The sequence below is a fragment of the Microcella sp. genome (assembly GCF_051860105.1).
Classification (GTDB): domain Bacteria; phylum Actinomycetota; class Actinomycetes; order Actinomycetales; family Microbacteriaceae; genus Microcella.
The window spans coordinates 39,165-64,079 of sequence record NZ_JBHYEO010000016.1 but is presented as its reverse complement, the minus strand read 5'-3'; the positions used below and the strand labels follow the sequence as shown (position 1 = coordinate 64,079).

The 24,915-nt window shown below is 67.9% G+C and carries 31 protein-coding genes; 17 read left to right on the top strand and 14 right to left on the bottom strand.

Annotated features, from left to right (window positions below; genetic code table 11):
* A partial coding sequence (gene argG / locus ACTIE9_RS09875) for an argininosuccinate synthase (protein WP_439565404.1) occupies positions 1–871 on the bottom strand: 871 nt, incomplete at its 3' end.
* Positions 872–953: 82 nt separating this feature from the next.
* The gene (locus tag ACTIE9_RS09870) at positions 954–1,508 is read right to left on the bottom strand and encodes an AAA family ATPase (protein ID WP_439565403.1); all 555 of its coding nucleotides are present in this window, start codon (positions 1,506–1,508) and stop codon (positions 954–956) included.
* A gap of 42 nt (positions 1,509–1,550) precedes the next feature.
* Between ACTIE9_RS09870 and ACTIE9_RS09865 the strand changes: the two genes are divergently transcribed.
* Entirely contained in the window at positions 1,551–2,156 is a 606-nt protein-coding gene (locus ACTIE9_RS09865; RefSeq protein ID WP_439565402.1) for a GNAT family N-acetyltransferase, read from the top strand.
* On the opposite strand, the gene ACTIE9_RS09860 is transcribed toward ACTIE9_RS09865, so the two are convergent.
* Complete coding sequence (locus tag ACTIE9_RS09860) at positions 2,153–3,016, bottom strand: NADH:ubiquinone oxidoreductase subunit 4 (chain M) (RefSeq protein WP_439565401.1); 864 nt, start codon at positions 3,014–3,016, stop codon at positions 2,153–2,155. The genes ACTIE9_RS09865 and ACTIE9_RS09860 overlap by 4 nt on opposite strands.
* Positions 3,017–3,089: 73 nt before the next feature.
* On the opposite strand from ACTIE9_RS09860, the gene ACTIE9_RS09855 reads away from it, so the two are divergent.
* Together ACTIE9_RS09855 and ACTIE9_RS09850 are read left to right on the top strand one after the other, a co-directional pair.
* Entirely contained in the window at positions 3,090–3,347 is a 258-nt protein-coding gene (locus ACTIE9_RS09855) for an AbrB/MazE/SpoVT family DNA-binding domain-containing protein (RefSeq protein WP_439565400.1), read from the top strand.
* Positions 3,347–3,709: a PIN domain-containing protein gene (locus ACTIE9_RS09850; RefSeq protein ID WP_439565399.1), complete on the top strand. Its 363-nt coding sequence runs from the start codon at positions 3,347–3,349 to the stop codon at positions 3,707–3,709. The genes ACTIE9_RS09855 and ACTIE9_RS09850 overlap by 1 nt, the downstream gene beginning before the upstream one ends.
* Here ACTIE9_RS09850 and ACTIE9_RS09845 read toward each other — a convergent pair.
* On the bottom strand, positions 3,693–4,055 hold the full coding sequence (locus ACTIE9_RS09845; protein ID WP_439565398.1) for an HNH endonuclease: 363 nt from the start codon (positions 4,053–4,055) through the stop codon (positions 3,693–3,695). The genes ACTIE9_RS09850 and ACTIE9_RS09845 overlap by 17 nt on opposite strands.
* A gap of 48 nt (positions 4,056–4,103) precedes the next feature.
* Between ACTIE9_RS09845 and ACTIE9_RS09840 the strand changes: the two genes are divergently transcribed.
* The 8 genes from ACTIE9_RS09840 (at position 4,104) to ACTIE9_RS09805 (ending at position 8,893) form a co-directional block, all read left to right on the top strand.
* A complete protein-coding gene (locus ACTIE9_RS09840; RefSeq protein ID WP_439565397.1) occupies positions 4,104–4,478 on the top strand; it encodes a hypothetical protein in 375 nt (124 codons plus the stop codon).
* Between the two features lie 19 nt (positions 4,479–4,497).
* Positions 4,498–5,412 (top strand): DMT family transporter, encoded by a 915-nt coding sequence (locus ACTIE9_RS09835; RefSeq protein WP_439565396.1) that lies wholly within the window; start codon positions 4,498–4,500, stop codon positions 5,410–5,412.
* Between the two features lie 104 nt (positions 5,413–5,516).
* The gene (gene msrB, locus ACTIE9_RS09830; RefSeq protein ID WP_439565395.1) at positions 5,517–5,972 is read left to right on the top strand and encodes a peptide-methionine (R)-S-oxide reductase MsrB; all 456 of its coding nucleotides are present in this window, start codon (positions 5,517–5,519) and stop codon (positions 5,970–5,972) included.
* The gene (msrA, locus tag ACTIE9_RS09825) at positions 5,969–6,529 is read left to right on the top strand and encodes a peptide-methionine (S)-S-oxide reductase MsrA (RefSeq protein ID WP_439565394.1); all 561 of its coding nucleotides are present in this window, start codon (positions 5,969–5,971) and stop codon (positions 6,527–6,529) included. Before msrB ends, msrA begins: the two co-directional genes overlap by 4 nt.
* 3 nt (positions 6,530–6,532) lie before the next feature.
* Positions 6,533–7,279, top strand: a complete 747-nt coding sequence (locus ACTIE9_RS09820) for a CDP-alcohol phosphatidyltransferase family protein (protein ID WP_439565393.1) — start codon at positions 6,533–6,535, stop codon at positions 7,277–7,279.
* A complete protein-coding gene (locus ACTIE9_RS09815) occupies positions 7,261–8,214 on the top strand; it encodes a lysylphosphatidylglycerol synthase transmembrane domain-containing protein (RefSeq protein WP_439565392.1) in 954 nt (317 codons plus the stop codon). Before ACTIE9_RS09820 ends, ACTIE9_RS09815 begins: the two co-directional genes overlap by 19 nt.
* Before the next feature lie 47 nt (positions 8,215–8,261).
* Positions 8,262–8,492 (top strand): type II toxin-antitoxin system VapB family antitoxin, encoded by a 231-nt coding sequence (gene vapB, locus ACTIE9_RS09810; RefSeq protein ID WP_439565391.1) that lies wholly within the window; start codon positions 8,262–8,264, stop codon positions 8,490–8,492.
* A complete protein-coding gene (locus tag ACTIE9_RS09805) occupies positions 8,483–8,893 on the top strand; it encodes a PIN domain nuclease (RefSeq protein WP_439565390.1) in 411 nt (136 codons plus the stop codon). Before vapB ends, ACTIE9_RS09805 begins: the two co-directional genes overlap by 10 nt.
* A 53-nt stretch (positions 8,894–8,946) precedes the next feature.
* On the opposite strand, the gene ACTIE9_RS09800 is transcribed toward ACTIE9_RS09805, so the two are convergent.
* A complete protein-coding gene (locus ACTIE9_RS09800; RefSeq protein ID WP_439565389.1) occupies positions 8,947–10,182 on the bottom strand; it encodes an amidohydrolase in 1,236 nt (411 codons plus the stop codon).
* Between the two features lie 74 nt (positions 10,183–10,256).
* On the opposite strand from ACTIE9_RS09800, the gene ACTIE9_RS09795 reads away from it, so the two are divergent.
* On the top strand, positions 10,257–11,240 hold the full coding sequence (locus tag ACTIE9_RS09795) for an FUSC family protein (RefSeq protein WP_439565388.1): 984 nt from the start codon (positions 10,257–10,259) through the stop codon (positions 11,238–11,240).
* Between the two features lie 13 nt (positions 11,241–11,253).
* Here ACTIE9_RS09795 and ACTIE9_RS09790 read toward each other — a convergent pair whose 3' ends face one another.
* The gene (locus ACTIE9_RS09790) at positions 11,254–11,715 is read right to left on the bottom strand and encodes a DUF5997 family protein (protein ID WP_439565387.1); all 462 of its coding nucleotides are present in this window, start codon (positions 11,713–11,715) and stop codon (positions 11,254–11,256) included.
* 54 nt (positions 11,716–11,769) lie between these two features.
* Here ACTIE9_RS09790 and ACTIE9_RS09785 point away from each other — a divergent pair, with 54 nt between their 5' ends.
* Positions 11,770–12,336, top strand: coding sequence for a LysR substrate-binding domain-containing protein (locus ACTIE9_RS09785; protein WP_439565386.1), 567 nt, complete (start codon positions 11,770–11,772; stop codon positions 12,334–12,336).
* Between the two features lie 37 nt (positions 12,337–12,373).
* Here ACTIE9_RS09785 and ACTIE9_RS09780 read toward each other — a convergent pair whose 3' ends face one another.
* Entirely contained in the window at positions 12,374–13,027 is a 654-nt protein-coding gene (locus ACTIE9_RS09780; RefSeq protein WP_439565385.1) for a hypothetical protein, read from the bottom strand.
* An 87-nt stretch (positions 13,028–13,114) separates the two neighbouring features.
* Between ACTIE9_RS09780 and ACTIE9_RS09775 the strand changes: the two genes are divergently transcribed.
* Together ACTIE9_RS09775 and ACTIE9_RS09770 are read left to right on the top strand one after the other, a co-directional pair.
* A complete protein-coding gene (locus ACTIE9_RS09775) occupies positions 13,115–13,744 on the top strand; it encodes a TetR/AcrR family transcriptional regulator (RefSeq protein WP_439565384.1) in 630 nt (209 codons plus the stop codon).
* A 58-nt stretch (positions 13,745–13,802) separates the two neighbouring features.
* Positions 13,803–14,486 carry a Type 1 glutamine amidotransferase-like domain-containing protein gene (locus ACTIE9_RS09770; RefSeq protein ID WP_439565383.1) on the top strand — a complete coding sequence of 228 codons (684 nt, stop codon included), beginning with the start codon at positions 13,803–13,805 and terminating at the stop codon, positions 14,484–14,486.
* Positions 14,487–14,565: 79 nt separating this feature from the next.
* Here the strand turns inward: ACTIE9_RS09770 and ACTIE9_RS09765 are convergent, their stop codons facing one another.
* Both ACTIE9_RS09765 and ACTIE9_RS09760 read right to left on the bottom strand, forming a co-directional pair.
* Entirely contained in the window at positions 14,566–15,795 is a 1,230-nt protein-coding gene (locus tag ACTIE9_RS09765) for a Fic family protein (RefSeq protein WP_439565382.1), read from the bottom strand.
* Between the two features lie 120 nt (positions 15,796–15,915).
* A complete protein-coding gene (locus ACTIE9_RS09760) occupies positions 15,916–16,416 on the bottom strand; it encodes a 5' nucleotidase, NT5C type (protein WP_439565381.1) in 501 nt (166 codons plus the stop codon).
* 187 nt (positions 16,417–16,603) lie between these two features.
* Here ACTIE9_RS09760 and ACTIE9_RS09755 point away from each other — a divergent pair, with 187 nt between their 5' ends.
* Positions 16,604–16,933, top strand: coding sequence for a nucleotidyltransferase family protein (locus ACTIE9_RS09755; protein ID WP_439565380.1), 330 nt, complete (start codon positions 16,604–16,606; stop codon positions 16,931–16,933).
* Complete coding sequence (locus ACTIE9_RS09750; protein ID WP_439565379.1) at positions 16,930–17,271, top strand: HepT-like ribonuclease domain-containing protein; 342 nt, start codon at positions 16,930–16,932, stop codon at positions 17,269–17,271. Before ACTIE9_RS09755 ends, ACTIE9_RS09750 begins: the two co-directional genes overlap by 4 nt.
* A 30-nt stretch (positions 17,272–17,301) precedes the next feature.
* On the opposite strand, the gene ACTIE9_RS09745 is transcribed toward ACTIE9_RS09750, so the two are convergent.
* The 5 genes from ACTIE9_RS09745 to ACTIE9_RS09725 form a co-directional block, all read right to left on the bottom strand.
* Positions 17,302–17,844: a nuclease-related domain-containing protein gene (locus ACTIE9_RS09745; RefSeq protein WP_439565408.1), complete on the bottom strand. Its 543-nt coding sequence runs from the start codon at positions 17,842–17,844 to the stop codon at positions 17,302–17,304.
* Positions 17,845–18,014: 170 nt separating this feature from the next.
* Complete coding sequence (locus ACTIE9_RS09740; RefSeq protein WP_439565378.1) at positions 18,015–18,827, bottom strand: hypothetical protein; 813 nt, start codon at positions 18,825–18,827, stop codon at positions 18,015–18,017.
* 306 nt (positions 18,828–19,133) lie between these two features.
* Positions 19,134–22,181, bottom strand: a complete 3,048-nt coding sequence (locus tag ACTIE9_RS09735) for a type I restriction endonuclease subunit R (RefSeq protein WP_439565377.1) — start codon at positions 22,179–22,181, stop codon at positions 19,134–19,136.
* The gene (locus tag ACTIE9_RS09730) at positions 22,178–23,305 is read right to left on the bottom strand and encodes a restriction endonuclease subunit S (RefSeq protein ID WP_439565376.1); all 1,128 of its coding nucleotides are present in this window, start codon (positions 23,303–23,305) and stop codon (positions 22,178–22,180) included. Before ACTIE9_RS09730 ends, ACTIE9_RS09735 begins: the two co-directional genes overlap by 4 nt.
* Positions 23,302–24,867, bottom strand: a complete 1,566-nt coding sequence (locus ACTIE9_RS09725; RefSeq protein ID WP_439565375.1) for a type I restriction-modification system subunit M — start codon at positions 24,865–24,867, stop codon at positions 23,302–23,304. The genes ACTIE9_RS09730 and ACTIE9_RS09725 overlap by 4 nt, the downstream gene beginning before the upstream one ends.
* Between the last annotated feature and the right edge of the window lie 48 nt (positions 24,868–24,915).

The following is a 24,915-nucleotide window of genomic DNA, read 5'->3' as shown; positions in this document are numbered from 1 at the left end:
TGCCGCGGCTCTTGGCCTCGATGATGCGGTTCTCGATCTGGTCGCTCATGCCCAGCCCGTGGCGCCCGCCGATGCGGTTCGCTTCGAGCACGAGCTGCACCGCATCCGCGAATTCGACGCCGTTGAGCGCGGTCGGCCGACCCTCGACGAAGGTTACGCGCACGTCCTCCGTCGCGATCTCGACCGCAGCATCCCAGAATCGAACGCCCATGATCGGCTCGACCGTCTCGAGCGAGACGTCGAGGTGCTCGAGCGTCTTCGCCTCGTGCGTCGCGCCCCAGATGTTCGCGTCGGTCGAATAGGCCTTCTCGGCCGAGTCTCGGTAGGGGAACCCGTGGGCGACGAGCCACTCGCTCATCTCCTGCCGGCCTCCGAGCTCGGTCACGAAGTCGGCATCGAGCCACGGCTTGTAGATGCGCAGGCGCGGGTTGGCGAGCAGGCCGTAGCGGTAGAACCGCTCGATGTCGTTGCCCTTGTAGGTGCTGCCGTCACCCCAGATCTCGACGCCGTCGTCTTTCATCGCGCGCACGAGCAGGGTGCCGGTCACGGCGCGGCCGAGGGGGGTGGTGTTGAAGTAGGTCTTGCCGGCGTTGCGGATGTGGAACGCGCCGCACGCGAGGGCGACGAGGCCCTCCTCGACCAGAGCGGCCTTGGCGTCGACGAGGCGGCTGATCTCAGCGCCGTACTCCTTCGCACGGCCGGGAACGGCCGACACGTCGGGCTCGTCGGGCTGACCGAGGTCGCCCGTGTAGGTGCACGGGATCGCGCCCTTGTCGCGCATCCACGCGACGGCGACGGAGGTGTCGAGCCCTCCGGAGAAGGCGATGCCGACGCGCTCGCCGACGGGCAGGGAGGTCAAGACTTTAGACACGGCTCCAGCCTATCGGCGGGCGCGCGCCGGGCTGTCGTGCCGGATGCTGAGCACTACCGTCTGCAGAATGCGCCGCACGCGGTCACTCGGCAGCGATTCCGACGTTCTGCAGTACGAAGCGCACGCGCTCCGCCTCCGGCAGCACCGGCACCCGCACGATCGGCACGCCCAGCTCGCGGTACACCTCGCCGATGAGCTCGTGGATGCGCCGCTGCGCGGGCTCGTCCTCCGTGCGCGCGTAGTCGCGGTGCAGCGGCAGCAGGTCGAGCAGGAACGCCGTGCGGTACGCCACCCGCTCCAGCGCATCGAGCAGCAACGGGTCGGGGTCGAGCCCGAGAAAACGGTAGTAGGCGAGCGAGTCGGGCAGCGCGCGGTCGAGGAAGACGAGCTCGTCCGGGTCGAGCTGCGCCTCCGTCTCGAGCTGCATCTGCAGCACGCTCCGCTGGAACTCGCGCTGCCGCGACCGAATCTGCTCGATCGTGCGGCCCTCGATGCGCTGCAGGTCGATGTAGTGCCGTGCCTCTTCATGCGTCGTGCGATGCCCGAGGCCCGCGAGCGCGCGCACCATGGTCGACTTGCCGCAACTGGGCCCTCCCGTGATGACGCACCAGCGGGTCGCTCGAGCCTCGACGGTCATGAGCCCATGGTGTCACTGCCGAGGCCGCGCTAGCCTCGCGGAATGAGCGAGCCGGGCATCCGCATCGTGGCCGCTAACGAGGCGAGCTGGGACGACCTGCAGGCGATCCTGACCGGAACCGCCGCGCGCTGCCAGTGCACGCGCCAGCGGCTCGGCGACCGCGCGTGGTACGCCCTGCCGGTCGAGCAGCGGGCCGCGGTGCTGCGCGACGCCGTGGGCTGCGACGACACCGCGGTCGACCGCGACCCCTCCCGCACCGCCGGCATCGTCGCCTCCGTCGACGGCGAACCGGCCGCCTGGGCGGCGGTGGATGCCCGCCCCGCGTTCCGCCGCCTGCGCGGCTCCCCCGTGCCCTGGGTCGGGCGCCACGAAGACAAGAACGACGAGACGGTGTGGGCGATCGCGTGCATCGTGGTGCGCCGCGGATTCCGCGGACGCGGCCTCACGTACCCCCTCGTGGCGGCGGCCGTCGAGCACGCGCGCGACCGCGGCGCCCGCGCGATCGAGGGCTACCCCATGCTCACGGGCGGCGCCGAGATCACGTGGGACGAGCTGAGCGTGGGTCCCGTCGGGCCGTTCCTCGCGGCGGGCTTCGCCGAGGTCACGCACCCCACGACGCGCCGCCTCGTGATGCGGCGCGAGCTCTAGAGACCGAGCTCCTCGGCCGCTCCCGCGCGCATCTGCTCGCGCAGCGCGACGAGCTCGGGGTACTGCGTGAAGAACTCGAGCTTGGCGCCGGTCGGTGACATCGGCGACCACGACTCCTCCAGCACGAAGGTCATGAAGCTCTCGGCGAAGTCCTCGCCGATGTTGGTCGCCGCGTAGTCGCTCACGAAGTCCTCCTCGTTCGCGAGGTAGAACTCGTAGGCGATGTCGGCGTCGACGTTCTCGAGGTCGGGGTGCTCGGCGTAGCCCGCCCAGAAGGTGTCGTAGAACGCCCACAGGTACGCGTCGGGCTCCACGCAGCCCTCGATGACCTCGAAGGTCGGGCAGGCGTCGGCCTTCGCATCGAACTGGCTCGGGGCGTACGAAAACACGTGCGCGTATTCGTGCACGAGCGTCGCGACGAGCAGTTCGGGGTCGTCGGCGGTCGCGAGGTTGACGACGAGGGTCCAGTACTGCGGGTCGCGATCCTGCACGACGTAGGCGAGCGTGTCGCTGTCGGGCGCGTCGCCCGCCTTGAATTGCAGGATGCTGCTGCCGACCGTGTCGGCCCCGACGAGCTCGACGAACAGGGCCCAGACCTCCTCGGTGACGCCGCTCGCGGCCGGCGAGAGCGTGCCGTCCTCGAGCACGTCGTAGACCTCGACGGTGCCGAAGTCCTCGTCCGCTTCGAGCGCCGGCGCGTCGTAGGTGCCCTCGTCGGCGGCCTGACGACCACCGGGAGCGCCGCTGTCACTGATCGCGGCCACGAGGGTCGACGCAATAGCGAGGCCCGCGGCGATCGCGCCGCCCAGCACGAGCAGAGCGGCGATGACGATCGAGACGATGACGAGGGGGCGGCGCATGACTTCACGCTAATCGCTCCTGAGGCGCTGAGCGCACCAGCGGCTTTCGACAGCTGAGTGGTACGGTACTCGCATGAGTGACACTCTTGCTGTCCAGGTGGGAAACAAGGGTCGCGTCGTCGTACCGGCGAGCATCCGCGCGCGTCACGCCTGGGTCGAGGGCTCGACACTCGTCGCCCTCGACACCGAGCTGGGGGTGCTCCTCGCCGACCGCAGCGCAGTCGAACGGCTCGTGAAGGCGCGGCTCGCCGGGCACGACCTGCTCGCCGACCTGGTGCACGATCGCCGTCGCGAGGCCGCACGCGAGAACGCGCCGACGCCTGGCGCCTGATGCTCGTCGTCGACTCGTCCGCACTTCTGGCCTATCTGCAGGGCGAACCCGGTGCCGATCTCGTGCGCGCACACCTCGGCGAGGGGGCGGTCATCAGCGCGGTGAACTGGTCGGAGGTCGCTCAGAAGGTGCGCCGAACCGATTCGTGGGAGGTCGCCCGCGCTCTCCTCCTCAGCTATCCGCTGCAAGTGGCCTCCGTCGATGTCGACGACGCGGAGGCTGCAGCAGCGATGTGGATGCCCGGCTCGCCCCTGTCTCTCGCTGACCGCCTCTGCCTGGCACTCGCGGACCGTCTGCAGCTGGAGGTGCTGAGCGCTGATCGCGCATGGTTCGACCTCGACACGGTCATTCCGGTTCGCTGATCGGCTCTCCGGCGAGCGCCGCCCGCACGACCACGAGCCGCTCGAGGAAGGCGCGCTCGTCGCGGCGGGTGCGGCGCATCCAACTCGTCACCTCGTCGTTGCTCTTGCTCGCGTTGCACGAGCCGCACGCCGGCACGACGTTGTCGAGCGTGTAGCGGCCGCCGCGGGCGATCGGCTGCACGCAGTCGCGTTGCAGAGACCGGTCGGTCGCACCGCAGTAGGCGCATCCTCCCCACAGCCGCTGCACCGCGGCCCACTGAGATGGCGTCAGGTCGTTGTCGGCCGCGGCGACCCGCCGGCGACGCCGCCGCGCCGCTTTCGCCTGACGGGAGTTCGGGTGCACCACCGCGCCAGGGTACGCTCGCGCGGCATCACCCCGTACTAGCCTCGCGGCATGATCGAAACCACGCGCATCGTTCTCGCCTTCGCCTGGGTGGCGCTCATGCTCATCTACCTTCTCGGTGACGTGCTGCGCATCTTCGCGGGCCACGCAGAACCGGGTCAGATCGACGGCAAGCCGGCGAAGCCGTGGATGTGGACACTCGCGGCGTGCATCCAGCTCGTGCCCATCGCGATGATCTTCGTGACGCTGCTGGTGCCCGCCGCACCGCTCGTCTGGATCACCGTCGTGGTCTCCGCGCTGAGCGCCGTCTTCAACCTCTCGGGCCTGCCGTACAAGGGTGCTTTCGACAACATGCTCATCGGCGTGAGCGTCGTCGTGAACGCGGTCATCATCTGGCAAGCGCTCACCGGAGATCTGACCGTCTGACCTGAGCCAGAATGAGACCATGACCCGCCGCGGCCTCATCCTCTTCGCCGCTCTCGGCCTCATCTGGGGCATCCCCTACCTGTTCATCAAGATCGCGGTCGCCGAGCTCACCCCCGAGTTCCTCGTGCTCGCCCGCTGCGTCATCGCCGCCGCGCTGCTGCTGCCGATCGCCGCACGCCAGCGCGCGCTCTCCCCCGTGCTGCGCCGGTGGAGGCCCCTGCTCGCCTTCACGATCGCCGAGATCGTGTTGCCCTGGTATGCGCTCAACGCCGCCGAGCAGAGCCTGCCGAGCTCGACGACGGGGCTGCTGCTCGCGAGCATCCCGCTCGTCGCGATCGGCGTCGCCTTCCTCATGGGGCGCCGCCACCGCGTCACGGCGCTCACCGTGCTCGGGCTCATCACAGGCACGGCGGGCGTCGTCGCCGTCGTCGGCCTCGACCTGGGCGGTGGCGATCTCGGGGCGGTCGCGCTCATCGGCGTCGCCGTGGTCGGCTACGCGGTCGGGCCCGCCATTCTCTCCAAGTGGATGCACGACCTCCCGGGCCTCGGCGTCATGGCCGCCGCGCTCACGATCGCGGGTCTCATCTACCTGCCCATCGTCGCGATCACCGGCGGGTGGCCCACCGAGGTTCCGTCGCCGCCCGTCATCACGTCCGTGCTTGTACTCGCCGTGCTGTGCAGCGCCGTCGCCTTCCTGCTGATGTTCGCCCTCATCGCCGAGATCGGCCCCGTGCGCATGACGGCGATCACCTACGTCAATCCGGCCGTCGCGGTCGTCGCCGGGGCGCTCGTGCTCGGTGAGGCGGTCACCGTCTACACGGGGCTCGGCTTCGCGCTCATCCTCATCGGGTGCTGGCTCGTCACCCTGCCCGACAAGCGCGCCGTCGTCACCGCGGAGCCGGAACCCGTGACGCAGCCGACCCCCGCCGTCTGACCGTAACTCCCAGCCGGCTCCCAGCCCCGCGGGAACCGATTCGCACCCGAGACTGTTCTTGTACTGTGACGCCGCATCCAGCGCCGTCGCCTGAGGAGGATTCCATGACCACCGAGTATCGCGCGACGCCCGAAGCGATCGCCCGCCTGACCCCGATGCAGCGCAAGGTCACGCAGAACGACGGCACCGAGCCCGCGTTCCGCAACGAGTACCACGACAACAAGGCCGCCGGCATCTACGTCGACATCGTCTCGGGTCAGCCCCTGTTCTCGTCGCTCGACAAGTACGACAGCGGCACCGGATGGCCCAGCTTCACGAAGCCGATCGATGCGAGTGCCGTCACCACCACAACCGACCGCGGCTTCTTCATGACGCGCACCGAGGTGCGGTCATCCGGAGCGGACAGCCACCTGGGCCACGTGTTCGACGACGGGCCCCGTGATGCGGGAGGCTTGCGCTACTGCATGAACTCGGCCGCGATGCGCTTCATCCCGGTCGATCAGCTCGAGGCCGAGGGCTACGGCCAGTTCACGACTCTCTTCACGAAGGACGCATCATGACCGACACCGTCGACATCAGCACGGGCGCCAGCACCCGCACCCCCGGAACCGAGACCGCGGTGCTCGCGGGCGGCTGCTTCTGGGGCATGGAAGACCTCATTCGCCGCCAGCCGGGGGTCATCAGCACACGCGTCGGCTACACCGGCGGCGCGAACGCCCACGCGACCTACCGCAACCACCCGGGTCACGCCGAGGCGGTCGAGATCGTCTTCGACCCGACCGTCACGACCTACCGCGACATCCTGGCGTTCTTCTTCCAGATCCACGACCCGTCGACGCTCAACCGGCAGGGCAACGACGTCGGCACGAGCTACCGTTCGGCGATCTTCCCGCTCAGCCCCGAGCAGGAGCAGGTCGCGCGCGACACGATCGCCGACGTCGACGCCTCGCACCTGTGGCCGGCCAAGGCCGTCACGACGATCGAGCCCGCGGGCCCGTTCTGGCAGGCCGAGGAGGAGCACCAGGACTACCTGCTGAAGTACCCCAACGGCTACACCTGCCACTACCCGCGCAAAGACTGGGTGCTGCCCCAGCGTGACCAGGTCGCGGCCAGCTAGACCGTGACCGCGCTCGACGCCGCGCCCCGCAGCGGCCGCTTCTTCCCCCTGCGCCCGACCGACACGCCCGTACGCCGCTTCGCGGTGCTCGCGCCGGTCGGGCTCGGGGTGGTCGCAGCGCTCGGGGCGGGGTTCTTCGGGTCGGCGGGGGTGCTCGCGATCATCCTGGGTCTGGCGGTCTTCACCGTGAGTGCGGGCGTCGCGGCGTGGCAGCTGCGGCGCCGGCACCCGCACGCGCGGCTCGGCCTCGCCAACGCCGTCACCCTGCTGCGGCTCGCGCTCGTCTCCGCGCTCATCATCCCGCTGCTTGGCGGAGCGCATGAGCCCGTCGCGATCATGGCGATCGCGACCGTCTCGCTAAGCCTCGACGGCGTCGACGGCTGGCTCGCCCGCCGCCAGGGGCTCTCCTCCGACTTCGGCGGCAGCTTCGACATGGAGGTCGACTCCGTCTTCGCCCTCGTGCTCGCCCTGCTCGCCGCCCTCGGCGGGGCGCCGTGGTTCGTCATCCTGCTCGGTCTGCCCCGCTACCTGTTCTGGGTCGCCGGCGCGATCTGGCCGTGGCTCTACGACCCGCTGCCGCCGCGCTACAGCGGCAAGGTCGTCTGCGTCATCCAACTGATCGTGCTCATCGTGCTGCAGTCGCCGTGGGTGCCCGCGCCGCTGGCCGTCATGCTCATCGTCGGCACCCTGGCCACGCTCGGCTGGTCGTTCGGCCGCGACATCGTGTGGCTGTGGCGCCGCAAGGCCTAGGGCGCCGCGCGCTCGTCGTCGCCGCGCAGGCGCTCGTCACGGTCGGTCTGCTCGCCCTGCTCTGGCAGGTCGCCGACGGATCGGACGCCCTCGACGCCCTCGCCTCGGCCAACCCCGCGTGGATGCTCGTGGCCCTCGCCGCGCTCACCCTGCACACCGTGCTCGCCGCCGAGCGCTGGCGCCTGACGGCGGGCGCGCTCGGCCTGCCCCTCGGCCGTGGGCACGCGCTGCGCGAGTACTACCTGGCCCAGCTCGTCAACTCGACCGTGCCCGGCGGCGTGGTGGGCGACGCCGGCCGCGCCGTGCGCAGCCGCGAGCAAGCCGGCCTCGCCGTCGCCGCGCAGGCCGTCGTCGTCGAGCGCTTCGCCGGCCAGGTCGCGCTGCTCGCCACCATGGCCATGGCGGTCACGATCACCACGCTCGCTCCCGGCGGCCTCGACTGGCCCGCGTGGATGCTCGGCCTCGCCGCCACCATCACCCTCGCCTCGCTCGCCCTCGTCGGGCTGCTGCTCGCGGCTCGGTGGCTGCCGGGCCGCGTCGGCCCGCGCGTCGCCGAGCTGTCGCGCACCGCGGCGGTGGCCCTCGTGGGCCGACGGGTCTGGATGCCGCAGCTCGCGCTCAGCGCGGGCACGACCGCGTGCATCCTCATCGCGTTCTGGGCCTCGGCGGCCTCGATCGGGCTGAGCCTGCCCTTCGGCGCGGTCGTCACGCTCGTGCCGCTCATCCTGCTCACGATGCTCGTGCCCATCACGATCAGCGGCTGGGGGCTGCGCGAGGGCGCGGCCGCCGCGCTGCTGCCCCTCGCGGGGGCGACCGCGAGCGCGAGCCTCGCCGCGAGCATCGTCTTCGGGCTGCTCGGGCTCGTCGCCGTGCTGCCGGGGCTGCTCGGGGTGTGGGCGCGGCCGCGCGGCGGTGCGGAACCCTCGACGCCGTAGGCGATATCGCGATATCATCGAGCCACGGATCGACGAGGGAGCAGCCGATGACCGACATCCTCATCCGCGGCATGAGCGACGAGTCGGTCGCGCGCATCGAAGAGCAGGCCTCGAAGCTCGGGCTCTCGCGCAACGAGTACCTGCGGCGCCAGCTCGACGCGCTGGCCGCTGTTCAGCGCGAGACGCCCGCCGAGATCTCCCTCGACGATCTGCGCCGCGCATCCCACGCCGCTCGCGATCTCGACGACCCCGACGTGATGGCCGCCGCGTGGCGGTGACGCCCTGGCTCATCGACAAGTCGGCGTACGTTCGCCTTGCTGAGAGTCCCGACGCTGAGCTCTGGCTCACGCGGATCGCCCGCGGCCTCGTACGCATCACCGGCATCACGCAGCTCGAGATCGGGTACTCGATGCGTTCAGCCGAGCAGTCGCGCCTCGAGTTCGCGTCTCCCCCGCTCTCGCTCATGCCCGTCGAGCACCTCACGCCCGGCATCGAACGCCGCGCGCTCGAGGTGCAGCAGTTGCTCGGTGACCGCGGTCAGCACCGCGCCCCGTCCATTCCCGATCTGCTCATCGCGGCGACCGCCGAACTCACCGGATGCACCGTGCTGGCCGTCAATAAGGACTTCGAGCTGATCGCCGAGATCACCGGTCAAGCAATCGAACGCCTCGCGCTCTGATCACCGCGGTGAATCCCCGCCCACCGGCGACCCGTCCGAACCGGGTCACCGCGTCAGTCGAGAAACCATGCGCGCGCCGCAGCCACCAGCGCTGACACCCCGACCCCGATCGTCGGCTCGATGACGGGCGCGAACTGCGGCGAGTGGTTCGACGGCAGCGAGGCCACCGTCGCGGTGATCTCATCGAGCGACGTGAGACCTGCGAAGTGCGCGGGGTCGGCGCCGCCGAGCAGCCAGTAGACGCACGGCGCCCCCGCCTCGACGGCGAGGATGCCGACGTCTTCGCTGCCGGTCACCACACCCGGGTCGACGACCATGACGGCGGGCATGGCCTCGGCGAATGCGGTGCGCACCCGGTCGGACGCGGCGGCGTCGTTGACGACGGCCGGGAAGGAGTACTCGGTCTCGATGACCGGCTCGCGGTCGGCGCCCGCCGCCTGCGCTTCGCCGCGCACGATGCGCTCGATCGCGGCGAGCACGCGCTGCCGCACGTCGGGGTCGAAGGTGCGGATGCTGAGCCGCAGCTCCGCGGAGTCGGGGATGATGTTCGCCGCCGTGCCGGCGTGCACGGCGCCCACCGTCACCACGGCGGTCTCGGTCGCGGCGATCGCGCGCGACACCACCGTCTGCAGGCGCAGGATCGTCGCGGCGGCGAGCACCACCGGGTCGACGGTGGCCTCCGGGCGCGAGCCGTGGCCGCCGCGGCCGAACAGGGTGATGCGCAGGGCATCCGACGCCGCGAAGGCCGCACCGGTGCGCAGACCGAGCGCGCCCGCCGGCAGCGGGGCGACGTGCTGCCCGATCACCCCGTCGGGCGTGCCGACGCGCGAGAACAGCCCGTCGTCGATCAGCGCGCGGGCGCCCGCGCCCTTCTCCTCGGCGGGCTGGAAGACCGCGAGCACGCGGCCCTGCCAGTCGTCAGCGGCGGCGAGAACCCCGAGCGCGCCGAGAAGCGCCGTGACGTGCATGTCGTGCCCGCAGGCGTGCATGACCGGCACCTCGGCACCGTCAGGGCCGACCGCGGTCACCGCGCTGGCGTAGGGCAGGCCGGTCTCTTCGCGCACGGGCAGAGCATCCATGTCAGCGCGCATCAGCACCGTGGGGCCCGTTCCGCGCTCGAGAACACCCACCACGCCCGTGCCCCCCACGTCCGTCGCCACCACGAAATCGAGGGCGCGCAACCGCTCGGCGACGATCGCCGCGGTGCGGGTCTCGGCGAAGCTCAACTCAGGGTGCGCGTGCAGGTCGCGATACAGCTCTGCCAGGTCGCTCATGGTGTGATGGGTCATCGGCTCGTCCTTCGCACGGGGAGGGGTCTCGATACCTTAACGCGGCCCCCTGACGAGCACGTGGAGAACCAGGCATGACCATCACGGCACCGAGACTCGACCCTCGGCTCAGTCGCACCTCGATCATCTCGGCCCTCGTGCTCGTCGCCTCGGTCTCGGCGATTCTCGGCCTCACCGCCGTCGCCATCGGCCCGAACACCGCGCAGGCGGCGTTCCTCTCGATCATGCTGCTGCTGTCGCCTGTGCGCGCCGCCCAATCGTCGACGCGCGGCGCCGCGGCGCTGCTGGCCGTGCTCGTCGCGATCGGCGGCTTTCTGCTGGGGCCGCTCGGGCTGAACGCGGTGCTCGCCGGGGTCGTTCTCGTGAGCATCGCGCAGGCGTTCTTCCGTCTCGGCGACGTGGCCACGATGACGCGCGCCCCCGTCAACCTGCTCGCCTTCGCCGGGCTCGCGACGACCGGCGCCGAACTGTGGCAGGTGGTGCTGGGCACCGTCGTCGGGGCGGCGTTCACGCTCGTGCTCGCCCGACTGCTGCCGCCGAGCGAGACCCCGCCCACCGTCGGTTCGCTGCGTGACCGGCTCGACGACGGCATCGCGCTCGCGATCGGGGCCGTACTGATTGTCGTGCTCGCCGAGTGGGCCGACTTCCCCTTCGCCGGGTGGGCGCTGCTCTCGCTGTGCATGATCGTGACCGTCGGCGGCGACGCGCGCACAGCCCGCTCCGTCGAGCGCGTCGTCGGCACCATCCTCGGCGCCGTGCTCGCCACCCTCGTCTCGTTCACGCCGGCGCCGTGGCCACTCGTCGTCGCCCTGCTCTGCGGAGTGCTCGCGGTCGCCTACCTCCGACAGGGCACCTACGCGATGTTCGCCATGTTCTTGACGCCGGCCGTGCTGCTCACCAGCACGACCGACCTCACGGCGGTGCAGCTCGGCATCGGCCGCATCGAAGCGGTTCTTGCCGCGGCCGTCATCGCGATGGCGGTGACGACGATCGTGAGGGCGCTGCAGCGACGACGCTCAGCGGCGGCTCGCGACGACGCCCGCGGCGACGGCCTGTAGACGACGACGCCGACTAGACCGTCTCGTCGTCGAACTCGTCGTCGTCAAGGGCAGCGACCTCGGCGCGGGCGGGCCGCTCGCCGATCGCCGTGCCCGGAATGATGCCCGTGCCGGGCGCGTGCTTCTCGCGCTCCGCCACGAGCCAGTCGGGCCGGTCGTCGAGCAGCGCGCGAATCTCGGTCGTCGTCATGTGGTCGCTCACGCCCGCCCGGGCGAGCGCCGAGTTCGACACTCCCAGCCGGCGCGACACCTCGTCGCGCGGGTGCGGGCCCTCCTTGCGCAGGGTCGTCAGCCACGCGGGCGGGCTGTCGGTGAGCGCCTGCAGCTGCGTGCGCGTGATCGGGGTCGCTTGAAACTCCTCCGGCGTCGCCGGCAGGTACAGCCCGAGCTTCTTCGCCGCCGTCGCGGGGCTCAGCAGCTGCTCCTTCTTCGGCTTCGGCTGCTGGCGGCGGTCTTCGCGCGGGGTGTCGGTCATGGTGTCGAGCGTACTGCCGGGCGGCCCGCCGGGCCGCGCCGGTAGCCTGAGCGCATGGCCGCCCCCTACCCCGACCCGCTGCGCGTCGCGTTCGTGCCCGGCGTCACCCCGGGCAAGTGGGAACGCGTCTGGCGCGAGCGCCGGCCTCGCGGCCGCCTCGACCTGATCCCGATGAATCAGGATGCCGCGCTCGCGGCGCTCGCGGAGGGCACCGCCCACATGGCGCTGCTGCGTGACGTGGCGGCCGACGAGACCTGGCACGCCATCCCGCTCTACCGCGAGGCACCGGTCGTCGTCGCCCCGAAAGGGTCGCTCATCGCCGGCCTCGACAGCGTGACCCTCGCCGAGCTGGGCTCGCTCGACGACGTGGTCGTGCTGACCGTCGACCTGCACGGCGGCAGCGGCAGCGATGCCGTCGAGCTCGTTGCCGCGAATGTCGGCGTCGCCGTCATGCCGCAATCGGTCGCCCGCGCGCACTCGCGCAAAGACGTGGTCGCACGACCCGTGACCGACGGGGTCGAGACGAGCATCTCGCTCGTCTGGCCGACGGCGGCCGCGCATCCGATGGTCGACGAGTTCATCGGCATCGTGCGGGGGCGCACGGCGAACAGCTCGCGGTAGCGCCTCACGTTGCGCACGCGGCTCTCTCGCCGATGCGTTAGGTCGCGAGCTCGTCGACCCACGTCGCCCGCAGCCGAAACGCCCGCTCCGTGCTTGCCGCGATGGCCGCGAGGGTCACAATGACGTTCTGCAGCGGCGTGAGGCGGATGGGTGAGGTGAACTGCCCGAGGCCGTCGGCGATCGCCGGGGCAGCGCTGATGACCTCCACGAGCTGCGGCACGGTGACGGCCAGCGCGCCGAGAACGATGAGGGCGCTCACCGCTCCGATCACTCGACTCGCGACGGGGTGGTGCCGATCGAACCGGGCGCGACGACCGTGCGCCGATCGCGGGTGCGGGTCGAGCCGCCGCTCGGTGCCCTGATCGGGCACGAAGTGGCAGCGATTCACCCCGAACGTGCCCGCGCGCACGTCGATGGCCCCTCCCGGCACCCGGAACATCGCCGGCAGCCGTGACCAGGCGGTCTGTCTACCGTTCGTGTAGAGCCGCGCACGCACCTCGCCGTCGGAGCGGTCGCCGAGCGTGCGGATGTCGACCGCGTAGGTGGTGGTGCCGCCCTGGCCGTCGGCCAGCGTCAGCATCATCAGCGTGCGCACGTGGGTGTGCCACCACCGGTAGGGCGGCAGAGCGCTGCCGTCGCCCGGCTTCACCCGGTTCGCGAACACACCCCGCCGCCACGTCGACCCCGCCATGCGTGCTCATCCCCTCGCCTAGTAGTACAGTGTGCTAGTAGCAAGCGAGACTAGCACACTGTACTAGTAATGACAGAGGAGGCCACCGTGCCTGAACGACCGACCCCGGGTTCGACGCGCGAGCGCATCCTGTCGGCGGCCGCCGCGATGCTCGCCGACGACCCCGCCGCGACCCTCAGCGTGCGCGCCGTCGCGCAACGGGCGGGCGTCAGCACGGGCTCGCTGCGCCACTTCTTCCCCACGCAACGAGACCTCATCGACGCGGTCGTGGCCAAGATCGCCGCCATCCAGCCCACCGACGAGCTCGAGAGCGCACTGCACGACACCGCCCGGCCCGCCGTCGATCGCCTCGTCGACCTCCTGCGCGGCACCCTCCGCGACGCACTCGCCGACGACTCGGCCCGCGAGCGACTGCGCTCCGCCCTGGCCGCACCCCGGCCCACCCTCACCGACGAACAGGCCGCGCCTACCCTCGCCCTCGAACGGCTCGGGCTTCGCCGCATCGCCGGCTGGGTGACGACGTTGCACGCCGAGACCGCCAACGAGAGCGACGCGGGCACCCTGCTGGTCGACGCCGACGCGGGTGCGCGGTTTCTCGGCACCGTGCTCACCGGGCTCGTCACCGAGCAGGCACTGCCCGGCGCACTCTCGCGGGCCGCCTTTCATGACAGCACCCTCCGCATCGCCGCCACCGCCGCTCTCTCGACCCGAGAGTGACGGCGCTCGATACGCTGACGTCGCGACGTCGACCATCGCCCACCGCCAGGGAGGCGCCATGAAGCTGCTGCTCACATCGGGCGGTGTCACCAACCCCACGATCCGCCGCGCACTCGACGACATGCTCGGCAAGCCCGTGAGCGAGAGCAGCGCCCTCTGCATTCCGACGGCGATGTACGGGCACCCCTGGGTCGGGCCCGGCGTGAAGGCCTGGGAGTTCATCAGCGGCCGCGCCGAGAACCCGATGGTCGACCTGGGCTGGAAGTCGGTGGGCGTGCTCGAGCTCACCGCCCTGCCCAGCATCGATGAGGAGCGCTGGAAGCCCCTCGTGCTCGAGACCGATGTGCTGCTCGTCGCCGGTGGCGACGCCCTCTACCTCGCCCACTGGGTGCGCGAATCGGGGCTCGACACGCTCTTCCCGCAGCTGGCGAACACCGTGTGGGTGGGCATGAGCGCGGGCAGCATGGTGATGACGCCGCGCATCGGCCGCGAGTTCGTCGGGTGGCGGCCCCGCGGCGGTGGCGACGAGGCTGACGACACCGCGCTGGGAATTGTCGACTTCTCGATCTGCCCCCACCTCGCCCCCGACGGCGAGCCCGGCAACTCCCGCGCCGCGGCCGAGGGGTGGGCGAGCACGCTCGACACCCCGGCCTACGCGATCGACGACCAGACCGCCATCAGCGTCGTCGACGGCGTGGTGCGGGTCGTCAGCGAAGGCGAATGGATGCCCTTCCCGCGCTGAGCGCGACGCTACAGCCCGGGGTCGGGTACGCCGGATGCCCACGTGCGCGATCTCGCCGGTCGGCGGTCATGGAGCGAACTTAGCGGCCGCTGCGGCGGACGCGACTGGCATAGGCGTCGAGCGCCGCGAGTATGTCGCGCTGAGCCCAGGTGCGCCCGCGACTGCGGCCCGACGTCTCAACGAGCACGTCGCGCGCCACGAGCGTGTCGATAGCGCGCTTCGCCGCCACATCGTTGAGGCCAAGAGTTCGCGTCAGATACGCCGTCGTCACGATCGGTTGACCGACGAGAAGCGGCAACACCCGATGCGCGGCGGCATCACTGCGTACTGTCGCGAGCTTCGAGCGGGCATCCGCCAACGCATCGGCCAGAGCGTCGATGAGCTGGGTACCGATGGCCGAAGCGACGAGCGCTGCGCTGGCGAAACGCCGGGCGATCGGCGTTGCGTCGCCGCGTCGAAACGAGGTCAGCGCGGCGAAGTAGCCATCGATGTCGACGAGCAGGCCCGACGACAGCGGGACCGTGCTGCGCGTCACCACCCCCTTCGCTTTGAGCATGGCCTGGGCGAGCGCGCGACCCGTGCGCCCGTTGCCGTCGACGAAGGGATGCAGGGTCTCGAACTGCGCGTGAGCGATCGCGACGTGCAGCAACACCGGCAGGTCGTCTCGCGCCATGAACCGCACGAGATCGTCGAGTGCGGTGGGCAGGTGGTCGTGGTGGGGTGCGACGAACTCGGCAGTGAGAGGCCCGGCCTCGCCCGAGCCGATCCACACCAACTCGTCGCGCCACCGACCCGCGTTCTCGAGCATGCCCGGTTGGTGCTGCAGCAGCGCGTCGTGCATCTGCAGAATTGTCGACGTGTCGAGCTGACCGGCGAGCGCGAGCGCCGCCTCCATCGCGCGCACGTTGCCGACGACGGTGCGACTGTTGGCCGCACTCGGCTCACCCAGTTCAGCCAGGGCAAGCTGCCGCGCTGAACTCGTGAGGTTCTCGATCTGCGAACTCGAGGCGCTTTCTGAACGCAGAAGAATCGCGGCCATCGGGCCGAGAGTCTCGTCGCCGGCACCGAGTCTCCGGTCGGCGTAGGTGTCGAAGTCAATGAGCGCCGCCGTCGCGTCGTCGAGCTCGGCCGCGAGCCCTGCAGGAATGCTCGGCTGCCATTCGGTCAGCGCGATCGGGATGATCGACTCGTACTCCCCCGTCTGACGCTGCACCTCGCGGCGCGAGTAGTAGCCGGTTTCGCGCGGCTGCCACGTGCGTCGCTCGCGCGCGGCGAGCGGCACGCTGAGCACCGCGTGATCTGTCACCATGACACCATGTTACTTACATTTAGTAGGTTAAGTGTAAGCAAGCCCTCATGTTTCTTTCGTTTGTTCGAAACCGCGCGGGCACTCAGCCCCGGTCGTCGCCCCGATCGAACGCGACCACGGTCACGCGCGCGCCTTGAGGTACTCGACGACCTCGGGCCAGGTCGCGTGGGTGCCCTCGGACCCGAAGGCGATGACCTCTCCCCCGTGCTCGTGAAACCGCTGGGCTCCGTTCGCGTGAGGCCGGTCATCCACCAGAAAATCGCCGCGATTCAGGTGCTTGTGGTGCGAGAGGATCAGCCGCTTGTAGAGCGGGCCGGAGTCGTCGGCGCCGAAGTGCTTCTTGATCCACTCGACCTTGTCGTGCCAGGCCGTCGGGTTCGCCCACGGGGCGGTCGAGAGCACGTAGATGTCGAACAGCGGGGCGAGCTCGTGCACGGCCTCGATCGCGCCGGGCATCGGCTGCATGAGGGCGAAGATGCCCGGGATGTCGTCTTTGTGCTCGGCGTGCTTCTCGAGCAGCGCCGGGTCGACGTGCGGGAACGCGCTCGGAAAGTCGACGAGCGTGTTGTCCATGTCGATGTAGACGATCTTCTTGCCGCTGGTCTCGCTGGTCTCCGACATGTCCGGCCTTTCCCGGCCCCTCGCTCTGACGGGCACAGCTTCAGGCTAGGCGCGAGCACCGACAAAGGTGAGGCGATGCCAGTTCGGGCGGGGCGCCCACCGCCGGATAGTCTGACCGTCTTCGACGACATCGCCGTTGACGTCAACTCTTCGAGCCGGTGACAGCCTCCCCCGGTATCCTCGACGCATGTCGATGACCGTCGCGACACCTGAGACGCTCGCCCTCCGCGAGCTTCTCGCCGCGCGCCGACGAGAGTTCGACGCGCTTCTCGCGAAGTACGACGCGACGCAGCCCCGACTGTTTGGCTCAGTCGCCCGCGGCGATGCTGGCCCCAACAGCGACATCGACATCGTGGTGACCATGAACCCCGCCGACGGCAACCTGCTCATGCGAGCCTCCGGCCTGATGGAGGAAACCCGCGCCCTGTTCGGTCGCGATGACATCGACGTCTTCCCCGAACAGCTCCTCAAGCCATCGATCTCAGAGACAGCGCTGGCTGACGCGGTCGCCCTGTGAGTCGCAGCACCGATCAGCGCATCGCCGACATTCTTGAGGCGATCGATCGGTGCCGGCGGTACGTCGACGCACTGTCCAGCGATGACCGTGACCTTGCCGAGATGGCTGAAGACGCGATCGAACGCAACCTGCAGATCATCGGCGAGGCGGCGAAGCACCTCCCCGCAGAACTAACTGACGCACGTCCAGAGATCGCGTGGCCCCAGATCCGCGGCTTCCGCAACATCCTGGTTCACCAGTACTTCGGGGTCGATGTCGCGACGGTTCGCGAGGTGGTCGAGACCTTTCTGCCGCCGCTCGTCACTGCGCTGCACACGGGCAACAACACACAGCCCTGAGGGGACACACCTGCGCCTGACGACTCTGCGTCACGCCCGCGGGAACCACCGAGCAATCTGCTCGGCCACTGCCGCCACGTCGATCGCCGGCTCCACACTCTTCGCAATCATCCCCGCGAGCTTCTTCGGCCACACCACCTGCACCCCGTTGACCGCGAACTCAACAGGAAAGAACCCCCAGCCGGCATCGACGATACACAGCATCCCGAACACCGGCACCTCGCCGACCGCCTCGCGCACGTGCGCCACCTGCTTCAGCACCCCGTCGACGAGCACTGTCTTGTCGCGACCCCGCACCATCAGCAGCTCGACCCGCGGCCGAAGAATGCCGCCCTCCACCCGCTTCTCGGGCGCCCTGCCGACATACCGCTTCGTGTCGATCACCCACACCCCGCCGGGCGTCACCACTAGGGAATCGATGTTGGCCTTCGACCGCGGAATGCGGCGATCATGCATGACCCGGATGCTCTCCGACGCCAACCCGTCGAGCCGAGCCCCCACGGCCGCCTCGCCGGCAGCTCCACTGCTCCAGGCCTTCGTGCTCTGCTTCTCTGCTGCGAGCGCGACGGCCAGGCCACCGAGCTTGCCCCAGCTGGCGCGGGTGCGAGCCTCATCATGGGCTTAGCGGCGCTCGTACTCGCATTGCGCAGAACATCCGGGGATTTGGATGTCGCGTGCCACGAGAGTCACCCGCTTCATTGGAATCGCAGGTGTCTGAAGTGATTCACGCCCGGCGTCTGGACCTAGTAGAGACTCCCAGGGCGACGGGCACCGAGGAGCAACGCCACAGCCACGAAAAGGCATACGCACCCGAGGCCTAGGCCGATCCAGCCCAACACGCGAGCCGGTCTATTCTGAACGATCACCGCAAACCCAGCGCCAATCGCGGCAAGAGCGATCACCACACTGAACCAGGTGTACAGAAGCAAGTAGCCGACGATTCCCAGTACCAAGGATGCGACTGCAAGGCCGCCCCCCTTACCGGTCCCCCTGGCTCCGGAGCTGGGCGCCTTCGCTGGCTTACTGAAGTACTCGTTTTGCAGAGGCGCTTGAGGCGCAATCCCTGTAGACGGCGAGTAGGGAGGCGGGACAGGAATCACGCGGACTGGTTCGACCGTGCTCGGCACTGGAGTCCGATCCACGATTTCTGAAGCCCTAGTGAGTGTTTCCACTCCGGCAATCTTGAGATAGCCAAGCTTAAGCGGCTCCGCGATTGTCAAGACGCACTCGCCGAGGACCGACGCCCAATCGGGGTTGCTGTCAAGCAAAGAGCTCGCGTCCGCGATGAGCGCTCGAGATAGCTTCTCCAGCAGAGTTGCAGGCTCGTCCCGCCCAGGGAGCTGGTGGGCCTTAAAGGTTGATGCGTCTGACGAGTCACCGTGTCTAACAACCCAGTACTCGCCATCTCGATAAATCTCGGCGACGTAAAGACTGTCGTGCGGCGGCATCGCGAGGACTAGCCGATCATCAAACGTCCTAGCAGTCTTCCACCAGCCGAAGTCATGAGAACTCTCTTTGCCCCAGGCCACAAGCTCATCGATTGAGTCAGCACCCAACTGCCACCTCCCTTTCGGAGCCTATTCGCGGAGTTTAGTTCAGATGGAGCCGATCCTCGCGTGCCACCGCTACTTGAGCGCATCGCCTCTAGGCCACAACTCGCGACAAGCTCACTGCACTACTTCATCGAGCACACAGACCGACCAATCAATCGATGCTGACGCTGCCCGCGCCGCTCGAGGTCGTCGCGGTCGCTTGGTACGACGTCGACGCTGCAGCGCGTCGACACCGACTATGGGTGTAGGCCAGAGCAGTGGACCACTCAGAGTCGATCTGGTGACGGCCCCCTCGATGTCGGCGCGCGACTAACCCAACCCGAAGAACCGCTCGAAGAACTCGCCCAGCCGGTCCAGCACTCGCTGCTTCTGCTCACCGTGGAGGCCGTCGGCCGCGAAGCGGGAGACCGGAGGCAGGACCTTCGTGATCGCGACTCCAGTGGCCTGGAGGGCGCCGTCGCGGAAAGCTCGGTCGATGAACTCGCGGGTGGCGTCGGGCTGCAGAGACTCGTCGGCAATGATCTGGGTGAGCTCAGCATCCCGTCGGGCGGCGACGTAGGCCGACCACTCCTCGTCGACGTGTCCGGCGACCGAGACGCGGTCGACGAAGGCCTCGATGAGGTCCTTCTTGTTGCGCAGGCTGGGCGACGCGTCGATCGCGCGGGTGATCTCGGCGCGGATCTCTTTGTCGTCGCCGTCTCCGCGCTCGTCGCGATACTTCTGCACCAGCAGCAGGATGTAGTCGACCGTGATCTCGACCTGCTTGATGAGCTCGATCTCGAAGACGATGTCGTCGTTGATGACCTCTTTGTCTCCCGGGCCAGGCGGGCGCAGTTCGTCGTGGATGCGCAGGTAGATCGACTGCAAGTCTTGACGCTGCCGCTTGGTCAGAATCTCGTTGCCCTCGAAGTCATCGAACGACTTCAAGATGTTCTCGAGGCGCAGGATCGCGCTGAATAAGTTGACGAAGTCTTTCTGCGCCTGCTCCCCCACGACCTGCTGTCCGGGCGGGAAGTCCTTGAGCAACTCCGCCACGCGCTCCGCATACTCCGCGTAGTACTCGCCGTACGGCTTGAGCAGCACCACGCCCTGCGCGTTCTTGTTTCCGAACAGGGCGATCGCGTCGTTGGTCTGCTGCTCGAGGTCTCGGAAGGTGACGATGTTGCCGTACGTCTTCACCGAGTTCAGGATGCGGTTCGTGCGCGAGTAGGCCTGGATGAGCCCGTGAGACCGCAGGTTCTTGTCGACCCACAAGGTGTTGAGCGTCGTCGCGTCGAAGCCGGTGAGAAACATGTTGACGACGATGACGATGTCGATCTCTTGGGCCTTGAGCCGCTTCGAAAGGTCGGTGTAGTAGCCGGCGAAGCCGTCAGACGACGTGCTCCACCTCGTGCCGAACATCTGGTTGTAGTCGGCGATCGCCGCGTCGAGAAACTCCCGCGAGGGCAGGTCGAGGCCCGACGGATCGAATCCCTCTTCGCCGAGAAACCCGGTGTCGCTGAGAGAGTCAGCCTCGGCCTCATTGGCGGCGAACGAGTAGATGATTCCCACCTTCAGGCGCTGAGCATCCGGAATCGTCGACTGCATCGTCTTGAACGCCGAGTAGTAGCGCTTCGCCGCCTCGATCGAGGCCGTGGCGAAAAGCGAGTTGAAGCCGCGCACCCGCTTCTCGCCCAGCGCGTAGTGCTCGCTGCGCCGGGTCTTCTGGTCGAAGTGCTCGAGCACGTACTCCACGACCATGCCGATGCGGGTCGGGTCGAGCAGGGCCTTTTCGGTGTCGATCGCCGAGACCTGCTTGTCGGTGAGACCTTCGGGCAGCGAGATCGTGTTGACGTAGTCGATGCGGAACGGCAGCACGTTCTTGTCGGTGATCGCGTCGACGATCGTGTACGTGTGCAGCTTCTCGCCGAACGCCTGCTCGGTGGTCTTCAACGACGGGTTGCCGCCCGCGCCAGCGTTCTCGGCGAAAATCGGGGTGCCCGTGAACCCGAACAGGTTGTAGCGCTTGAAGGCCTTCGTGATCGAGCTGTGCATGTCGCCGAACTGCGAACGGTGGCACTCGTCGAAGATCAGCACGACGTGGCCGTCGTAGATCGCGTGACCCTTCTGCGACTGCACCAAGCGCGCGAGCTTCTGAATCGTTGTGATGACGATGCGCCGCTCGGGGTCGGCGAGGTGCGACGACAGCTGCGCCGTCGACGACGAGGCGTTCGCGGCGCCCGGCTCGAACCGGTCGTATTCGCGCTGCGTCTGCCAGTCGAGGTCTTTGCGGTCGACGACGAACAGCACCTTGTCGACGCTCGGCAAGCGTGAGGCCAGCTGCGCCGCCTTGAACGACGTCAGGGTCTTGCCCGACCCGGTGGTGTGCCAGACGTAGCCGCCGGCGTCCGTCGTGCCCAGCTTCTTGTAGTTGGTGGCAATCTCGATGCGCTGCAGAATGCGCTCGGTCGCGACAATCTGGTACGGGCGCATCACGAGAAGCTGCCGCTCTGACGTCAGCACGCAATACCGGGTGAGCACAGCCAGCAACGAGTGCTTGGCGAAGAAGGTCTTGGTGAAGCTCACGAGGTCGCGAATGGGCGTGTTCGAGGCATCGGCCCACCACGAGGTGAACTCGAACGAGTTGCTCGACTTCTTCACCCGCTTCTGACCGCGAGCATCTTCCACGTGCTGCCGACGCGTGGTGTTCGAGTAGTACTTCGTCAGCGTTCCGTTGCTGATCACGAACAGCTGCACGTAGTCGAACAGGCCTGAGCCGGCCCAGAAGCTGTGCCGCTGATACCGGTCGATCTGGTTGAACGCCTCGCGAATGTCGACCCCGCGCCGCTTCAGCTCCACGTGCACGAGTGGCAGACCGTTGACCAGAATCGTGACGTCGTAGCGGTTCGCATACGCGCCACCCGCTTCACCGCCCTGCCCGACCTCGTACTGGTTGATCACCTGCAAGCGATTGTTGTGGATGCTCGACTTGTCGATCAGCGCGATGTTCTTGGTGCTGCCGTCATCACGCTTGAAGGCATGCACGTGGTTCTCTTGCACGCGCACTGTCTTCTCGACCGCGCCATCGTTCGCGCCCACCACATACTCATCGCACAGCCGCTGCCACTCGGCATCGCTGAACGTCACCCCGTTGAGCAGCTGCAGTTGCGTGCGCAGGTTCGCGAGCAGGTCGGCCTCAGAGTGGATCGTCACGAACTCATACGCCTGGCCCTGCAGCAGACGGATGAACTCCCGCTCGAGCGCCGCCTCAGACTGATAGGCATCCGCCGTGGAGGGGTCGGGCGTGAACTCCGCCACGACTGTGCTCTCAGCACTGACGACGATCGGCTCGAAGTGCGACGCGGGGGCTTCGCTCACGCGCGAGCCTCCTCGAACGTCAGCAGTTTGTCGCGGTAGTACTCGTACTGCTTGCGGCGGGCGGCGAGCTCGGCCGGCAGGCCGATGCTGAGGTCGTTGACCAGAGCGTCGAACGTATCGAGAGTTTCGCCGATAACGGCTTGCTCCTCCAGTGCAGGAACCTCGATGGGCAAGTTGTTGAGCGTCGAAACGGCTAGCCCCGGCTGGGCACCCTTCGATACGTACTGGTTCAGATTCATGGCCGTCAGTGCGTGGAACAGCCAGGACGTGTTGAGGCTCTCGCGCGGCGTCGCGACCACCGCATGCTCGGTCGCGTAGAAGCGGCCCGCTGCCCGACGAACGTTTCCACTTAGCGCGCCCTGCCGTCCGACTAGAACTCGGTCACCCTCATGGCTCCAATCCGCAACGTAACCACGAATGTTGTTGCCACCAAAGCAGGGGTAGCGATTGGTCTCGTCAGGCATTGAGGCGATGTCGGCAGCAGCGATGAACTTCCCCGCCTTCATTTCGATCAGGTCACCGAGCGGCACGACTCTGTGACTTTCAGAGCCAGAGAAGTAGCTCGAACGAAAGTAGGCGTACTGACGTCGCCGCGCTTCCAGCTCCGCTTCCAGCTCCGCTTCCAGCTCCGCTTCCAGCTCCGTGAAGTGATCCAAGATCCGCACGATCTCCCGCTGAACCTCGAGAGGCGGTACCGGCACGCGGAACCCTGAATACGTTCCAATCCATTGGCGCGAGTGCTCCTGGGGCACATATCGGATCGTCTGCATGGCGTAGTGCAGATAGCGAAGATCAGCTAGTTCCGGGTTCGCTGACGTCAAAAGCTTCATTGCGGACGACTTTGCTTTGAAAGGAAAGTCCACCCACTTGAACGCAGTTGTGAAGTCATCAAAGATCACGACTGGACTTCCGGCACTTGCGGGAAAGACCCCATGGCTCTCGTCAGTGAAGCCGAGGACGAAGGTCTGCCCGGCTGTGAGTACTGGCGTCGAGAACTCCGGGGAATAGTTGGTTGATGAAACCAGAAAAGGCGTTGGCTGACGGTAGGAAACCAAGGCGGCCAACGGCAAGAAGCGGACACCTTCAGGGCATAGTCGCTTGAGCAACTCCGGGAGCGTTGTCATCTCGACTGCTCCAAGGACACAACGATCGCGTCAATCGCGGTGCGGAGTTCAGACTGGCGGGCAACGATGCGTGCAATGTCGATGTTGAGCGCGGTGATGTCGATCTCTTCGCGTGTGTCTTCGGCCTGTACGTACGACGAGACCGAGAGCACGTAGTCGCGCGCGGCGATGTCGGCGTTCGACACGACGGTGGCGAAGTGGTCGACCGGAGCGCGCTCAACGAGGGTGGTGAGGATGTGGTCGCGGTGGGCATCCGTCAGCTTGCTCTTGTTGCCGACGCGGGTGAACTCGGCGGACGCGTCGATGAAAACGACGTCGTTGGTGGTCTTCGACTTCTTGAGCACGAGAATGCAGGTGGCGATCGTGGTGCCGAAGAAGAGGTCGGCGGGCAGCTGGATCACAGCATCCACGTAGTTGTTGTCGACCAGGTACTTGCGGATCTTCGCCTCGGCTCCGCCGCGGTACATGACTCCGGGGAACTCGACAATCGCCGCCGTGCCGTTGACGGCCAGCCAGCTGAGGATGTGCATCGTGAAGGCGAGGTCGGCCTTCGACTTGGGGGCGAGCACGCCGGCGGGGGCGAAACGCGGGTCGTTGATGAGCAGCGGGTTCGCGTCACCCTCCCACTTGATGGAGTAGGGCGGGTTGGAGACGATCGCCTCGAACGGCTCGTCGTCCCAGTGCTCGGGGTGCGTGAGCGTGTCACCGTGCGCGAGGTGGAACTGCTCGTAGGGCACGTCGTGCAAGAACATGTTGATGCGCGCGAGGTTGTAGGTGGTCAGGTTGATCTCTTGACCGAAATAGCCGCCGACCTTGCCAGGGCCTAGCACCTTCTGGAACTTGAGCAGGAGCGAGCCAGAGCCGACGGCCGGGTCGTAGACCTTCTTCAGCTCGGTCTTGCCGATGCTCGCTATCTGGGCGAGTAGCTCGGATACCTCTTGCGGCGTGTAGTACTCGCCGCCTGACTTGCCGGCGTCGGCGGCGTACATCTGCATGAGGTACTCGTAGGCATCGCCGAACGCGTCGATCTCGTGGTTCTCGAAGTCGCCGAGGTTCAGGTCACCGATCGCGTTGAGGAGCTTGACGAGCTTCTGGTTGCGCTGGGCGACGGTGTTGCCGAGCTTGTTGGAGTTGGGGTCTAGCTCTTGGAAGAGGCCTTTGAGGTCGTCTTCGGACTCGGTGCCGACGGCGCTGCCTTCGATGTTCTGGAAGACGCGGCCTAGTGTCTCGTTGAGGTTCTCGTCTGCTGTTGCTTTCGCCCGTACGTTCGTGAAGAGCTCGCTCGGGAGGATGTAGAAGCCCTTCTCCTTGACCGTTTCTCGGCGGCCGTGCTCGGCCTCGGAGTCGTTGAGTTTGGCGTAGTCGAAGGTGTTGTCGCCGGCTGCTCTCTCTTGGCGGTTTAGGTAGGCCGTGAGGTTCTCGGAGATGAAGCGGTAGAAGAGCATGCCGAGCACGTAGCTCTTGAAGTCCCAGCCGTCGACACTGCCTCGGAGGTCGTTGGCTACCCGCCAGATGGCCTTGTGGAGTTCGGCTCGCTGGGCTTCACGGGTCGTTGGGGGCATGGATTCACTGTACTGAGGAGGGCCCACATAGATGGGAACGAACTGACC

Coding starts and splice junctions, on each gene's coding strand:
- ACTIE9_RS09870 (WP_439565403.1), bottom strand. CDS start 1,508: ATGACCGTCGAGGCTCGAGCGACCCGCTGGTGCGTCATCACGGGAGGG.
- ACTIE9_RS09865 (WP_439565402.1), top strand. CDS start 1,551: ATGAGCGAGCCGGGCATCCGCATCGTGGCCGCTAACGAGGCGAGCTGG.
- ACTIE9_RS09860 (WP_439565401.1), bottom strand. CDS start 3,016: ATGCGCCGCCCCCTCGTCATCGTCTCGATCGTCATCGCCGCTCTGCTC.
- ACTIE9_RS09855 (WP_439565400.1), top strand. CDS start 3,090: ATGAGTGACACTCTTGCTGTCCAGGTGGGAAACAAGGGTCGCGTCGTC.
- ACTIE9_RS09850 (WP_439565399.1), top strand. CDS start 3,347: ATGCTCGTCGTCGACTCGTCCGCACTTCTGGCCTATCTGCAGGGCGAA.
- ACTIE9_RS09840 (WP_439565397.1), top strand. CDS start 4,104: ATGATCGAAACCACGCGCATCGTTCTCGCCTTCGCCTGGGTGGCGCTC.
- ACTIE9_RS09835 (WP_439565396.1), top strand. CDS start 4,498: ATGACCCGCCGCGGCCTCATCCTCTTCGCCGCTCTCGGCCTCATCTGG.
- msrB (WP_439565395.1), top strand. CDS start 5,517: ATGACCACCGAGTATCGCGCGACGCCCGAAGCGATCGCCCGCCTGACC.
- msrA (WP_439565394.1), top strand. CDS start 5,969: ATGACCGACACCGTCGACATCAGCACGGGCGCCAGCACCCGCACCCCC.
- vapB (WP_439565391.1), top strand. CDS start 8,262: ATGACCGACATCCTCATCCGCGGCATGAGCGACGAGTCGGTCGCGCGC.
- ACTIE9_RS09800 (WP_439565389.1), bottom strand. CDS start 10,182: ATGACCCATCACACCATGAGCGACCTGGCAGAGCTGTATCGCGACCTG.
- ACTIE9_RS09795 (WP_439565388.1), top strand. CDS start 10,257: ATGACCATCACGGCACCGAGACTCGACCCTCGGCTCAGTCGCACCTCG.
- ACTIE9_RS09790 (WP_439565387.1), bottom strand. CDS start 11,715: ATGACCGACACCCCGCGCGAAGACCGCCGCCAGCAGCCGAAGCCGAAG.
- ACTIE9_RS09785 (WP_439565386.1), top strand. CDS start 11,770: ATGGCCGCCCCCTACCCCGACCCGCTGCGCGTCGCGTTCGTGCCCGGC.
- ACTIE9_RS09780 (WP_439565385.1), bottom strand. CDS start 13,027: ATGGCGGGGTCGACGTGGCGGCGGGGTGTGTTCGCGAACCGGGTGAAG.
- ACTIE9_RS09770 (WP_439565383.1), top strand. CDS start 13,803: ATGAAGCTGCTGCTCACATCGGGCGGTGTCACCAACCCCACGATCCGC.
- ACTIE9_RS09765 (WP_439565382.1), bottom strand. CDS start 15,795: ATGGTGACAGATCACGCGGTGCTCAGCGTGCCGCTCGCCGCGCGCGAG.
- ACTIE9_RS09760 (WP_439565381.1), bottom strand. CDS start 16,416: ATGTCGGAGACCAGCGAGACCAGCGGCAAGAAGATCGTCTACATCGAC.
- ACTIE9_RS09755 (WP_439565380.1), top strand. CDS start 16,604: ATGTCGATGACCGTCGCGACACCTGAGACGCTCGCCCTCCGCGAGCTT.
- ACTIE9_RS09730 (WP_439565376.1), bottom strand. CDS start 23,305: ATGACAACGCTCCCGGAGTTGCTCAAGCGACTATGCCCTGAAGGTGTC.
- ACTIE9_RS09725 (WP_439565375.1), bottom strand. CDS start 24,867: ATGCCCCCAACGACCCGTGAAGCCCAGCGAGCCGAACTCCACAAGGCC.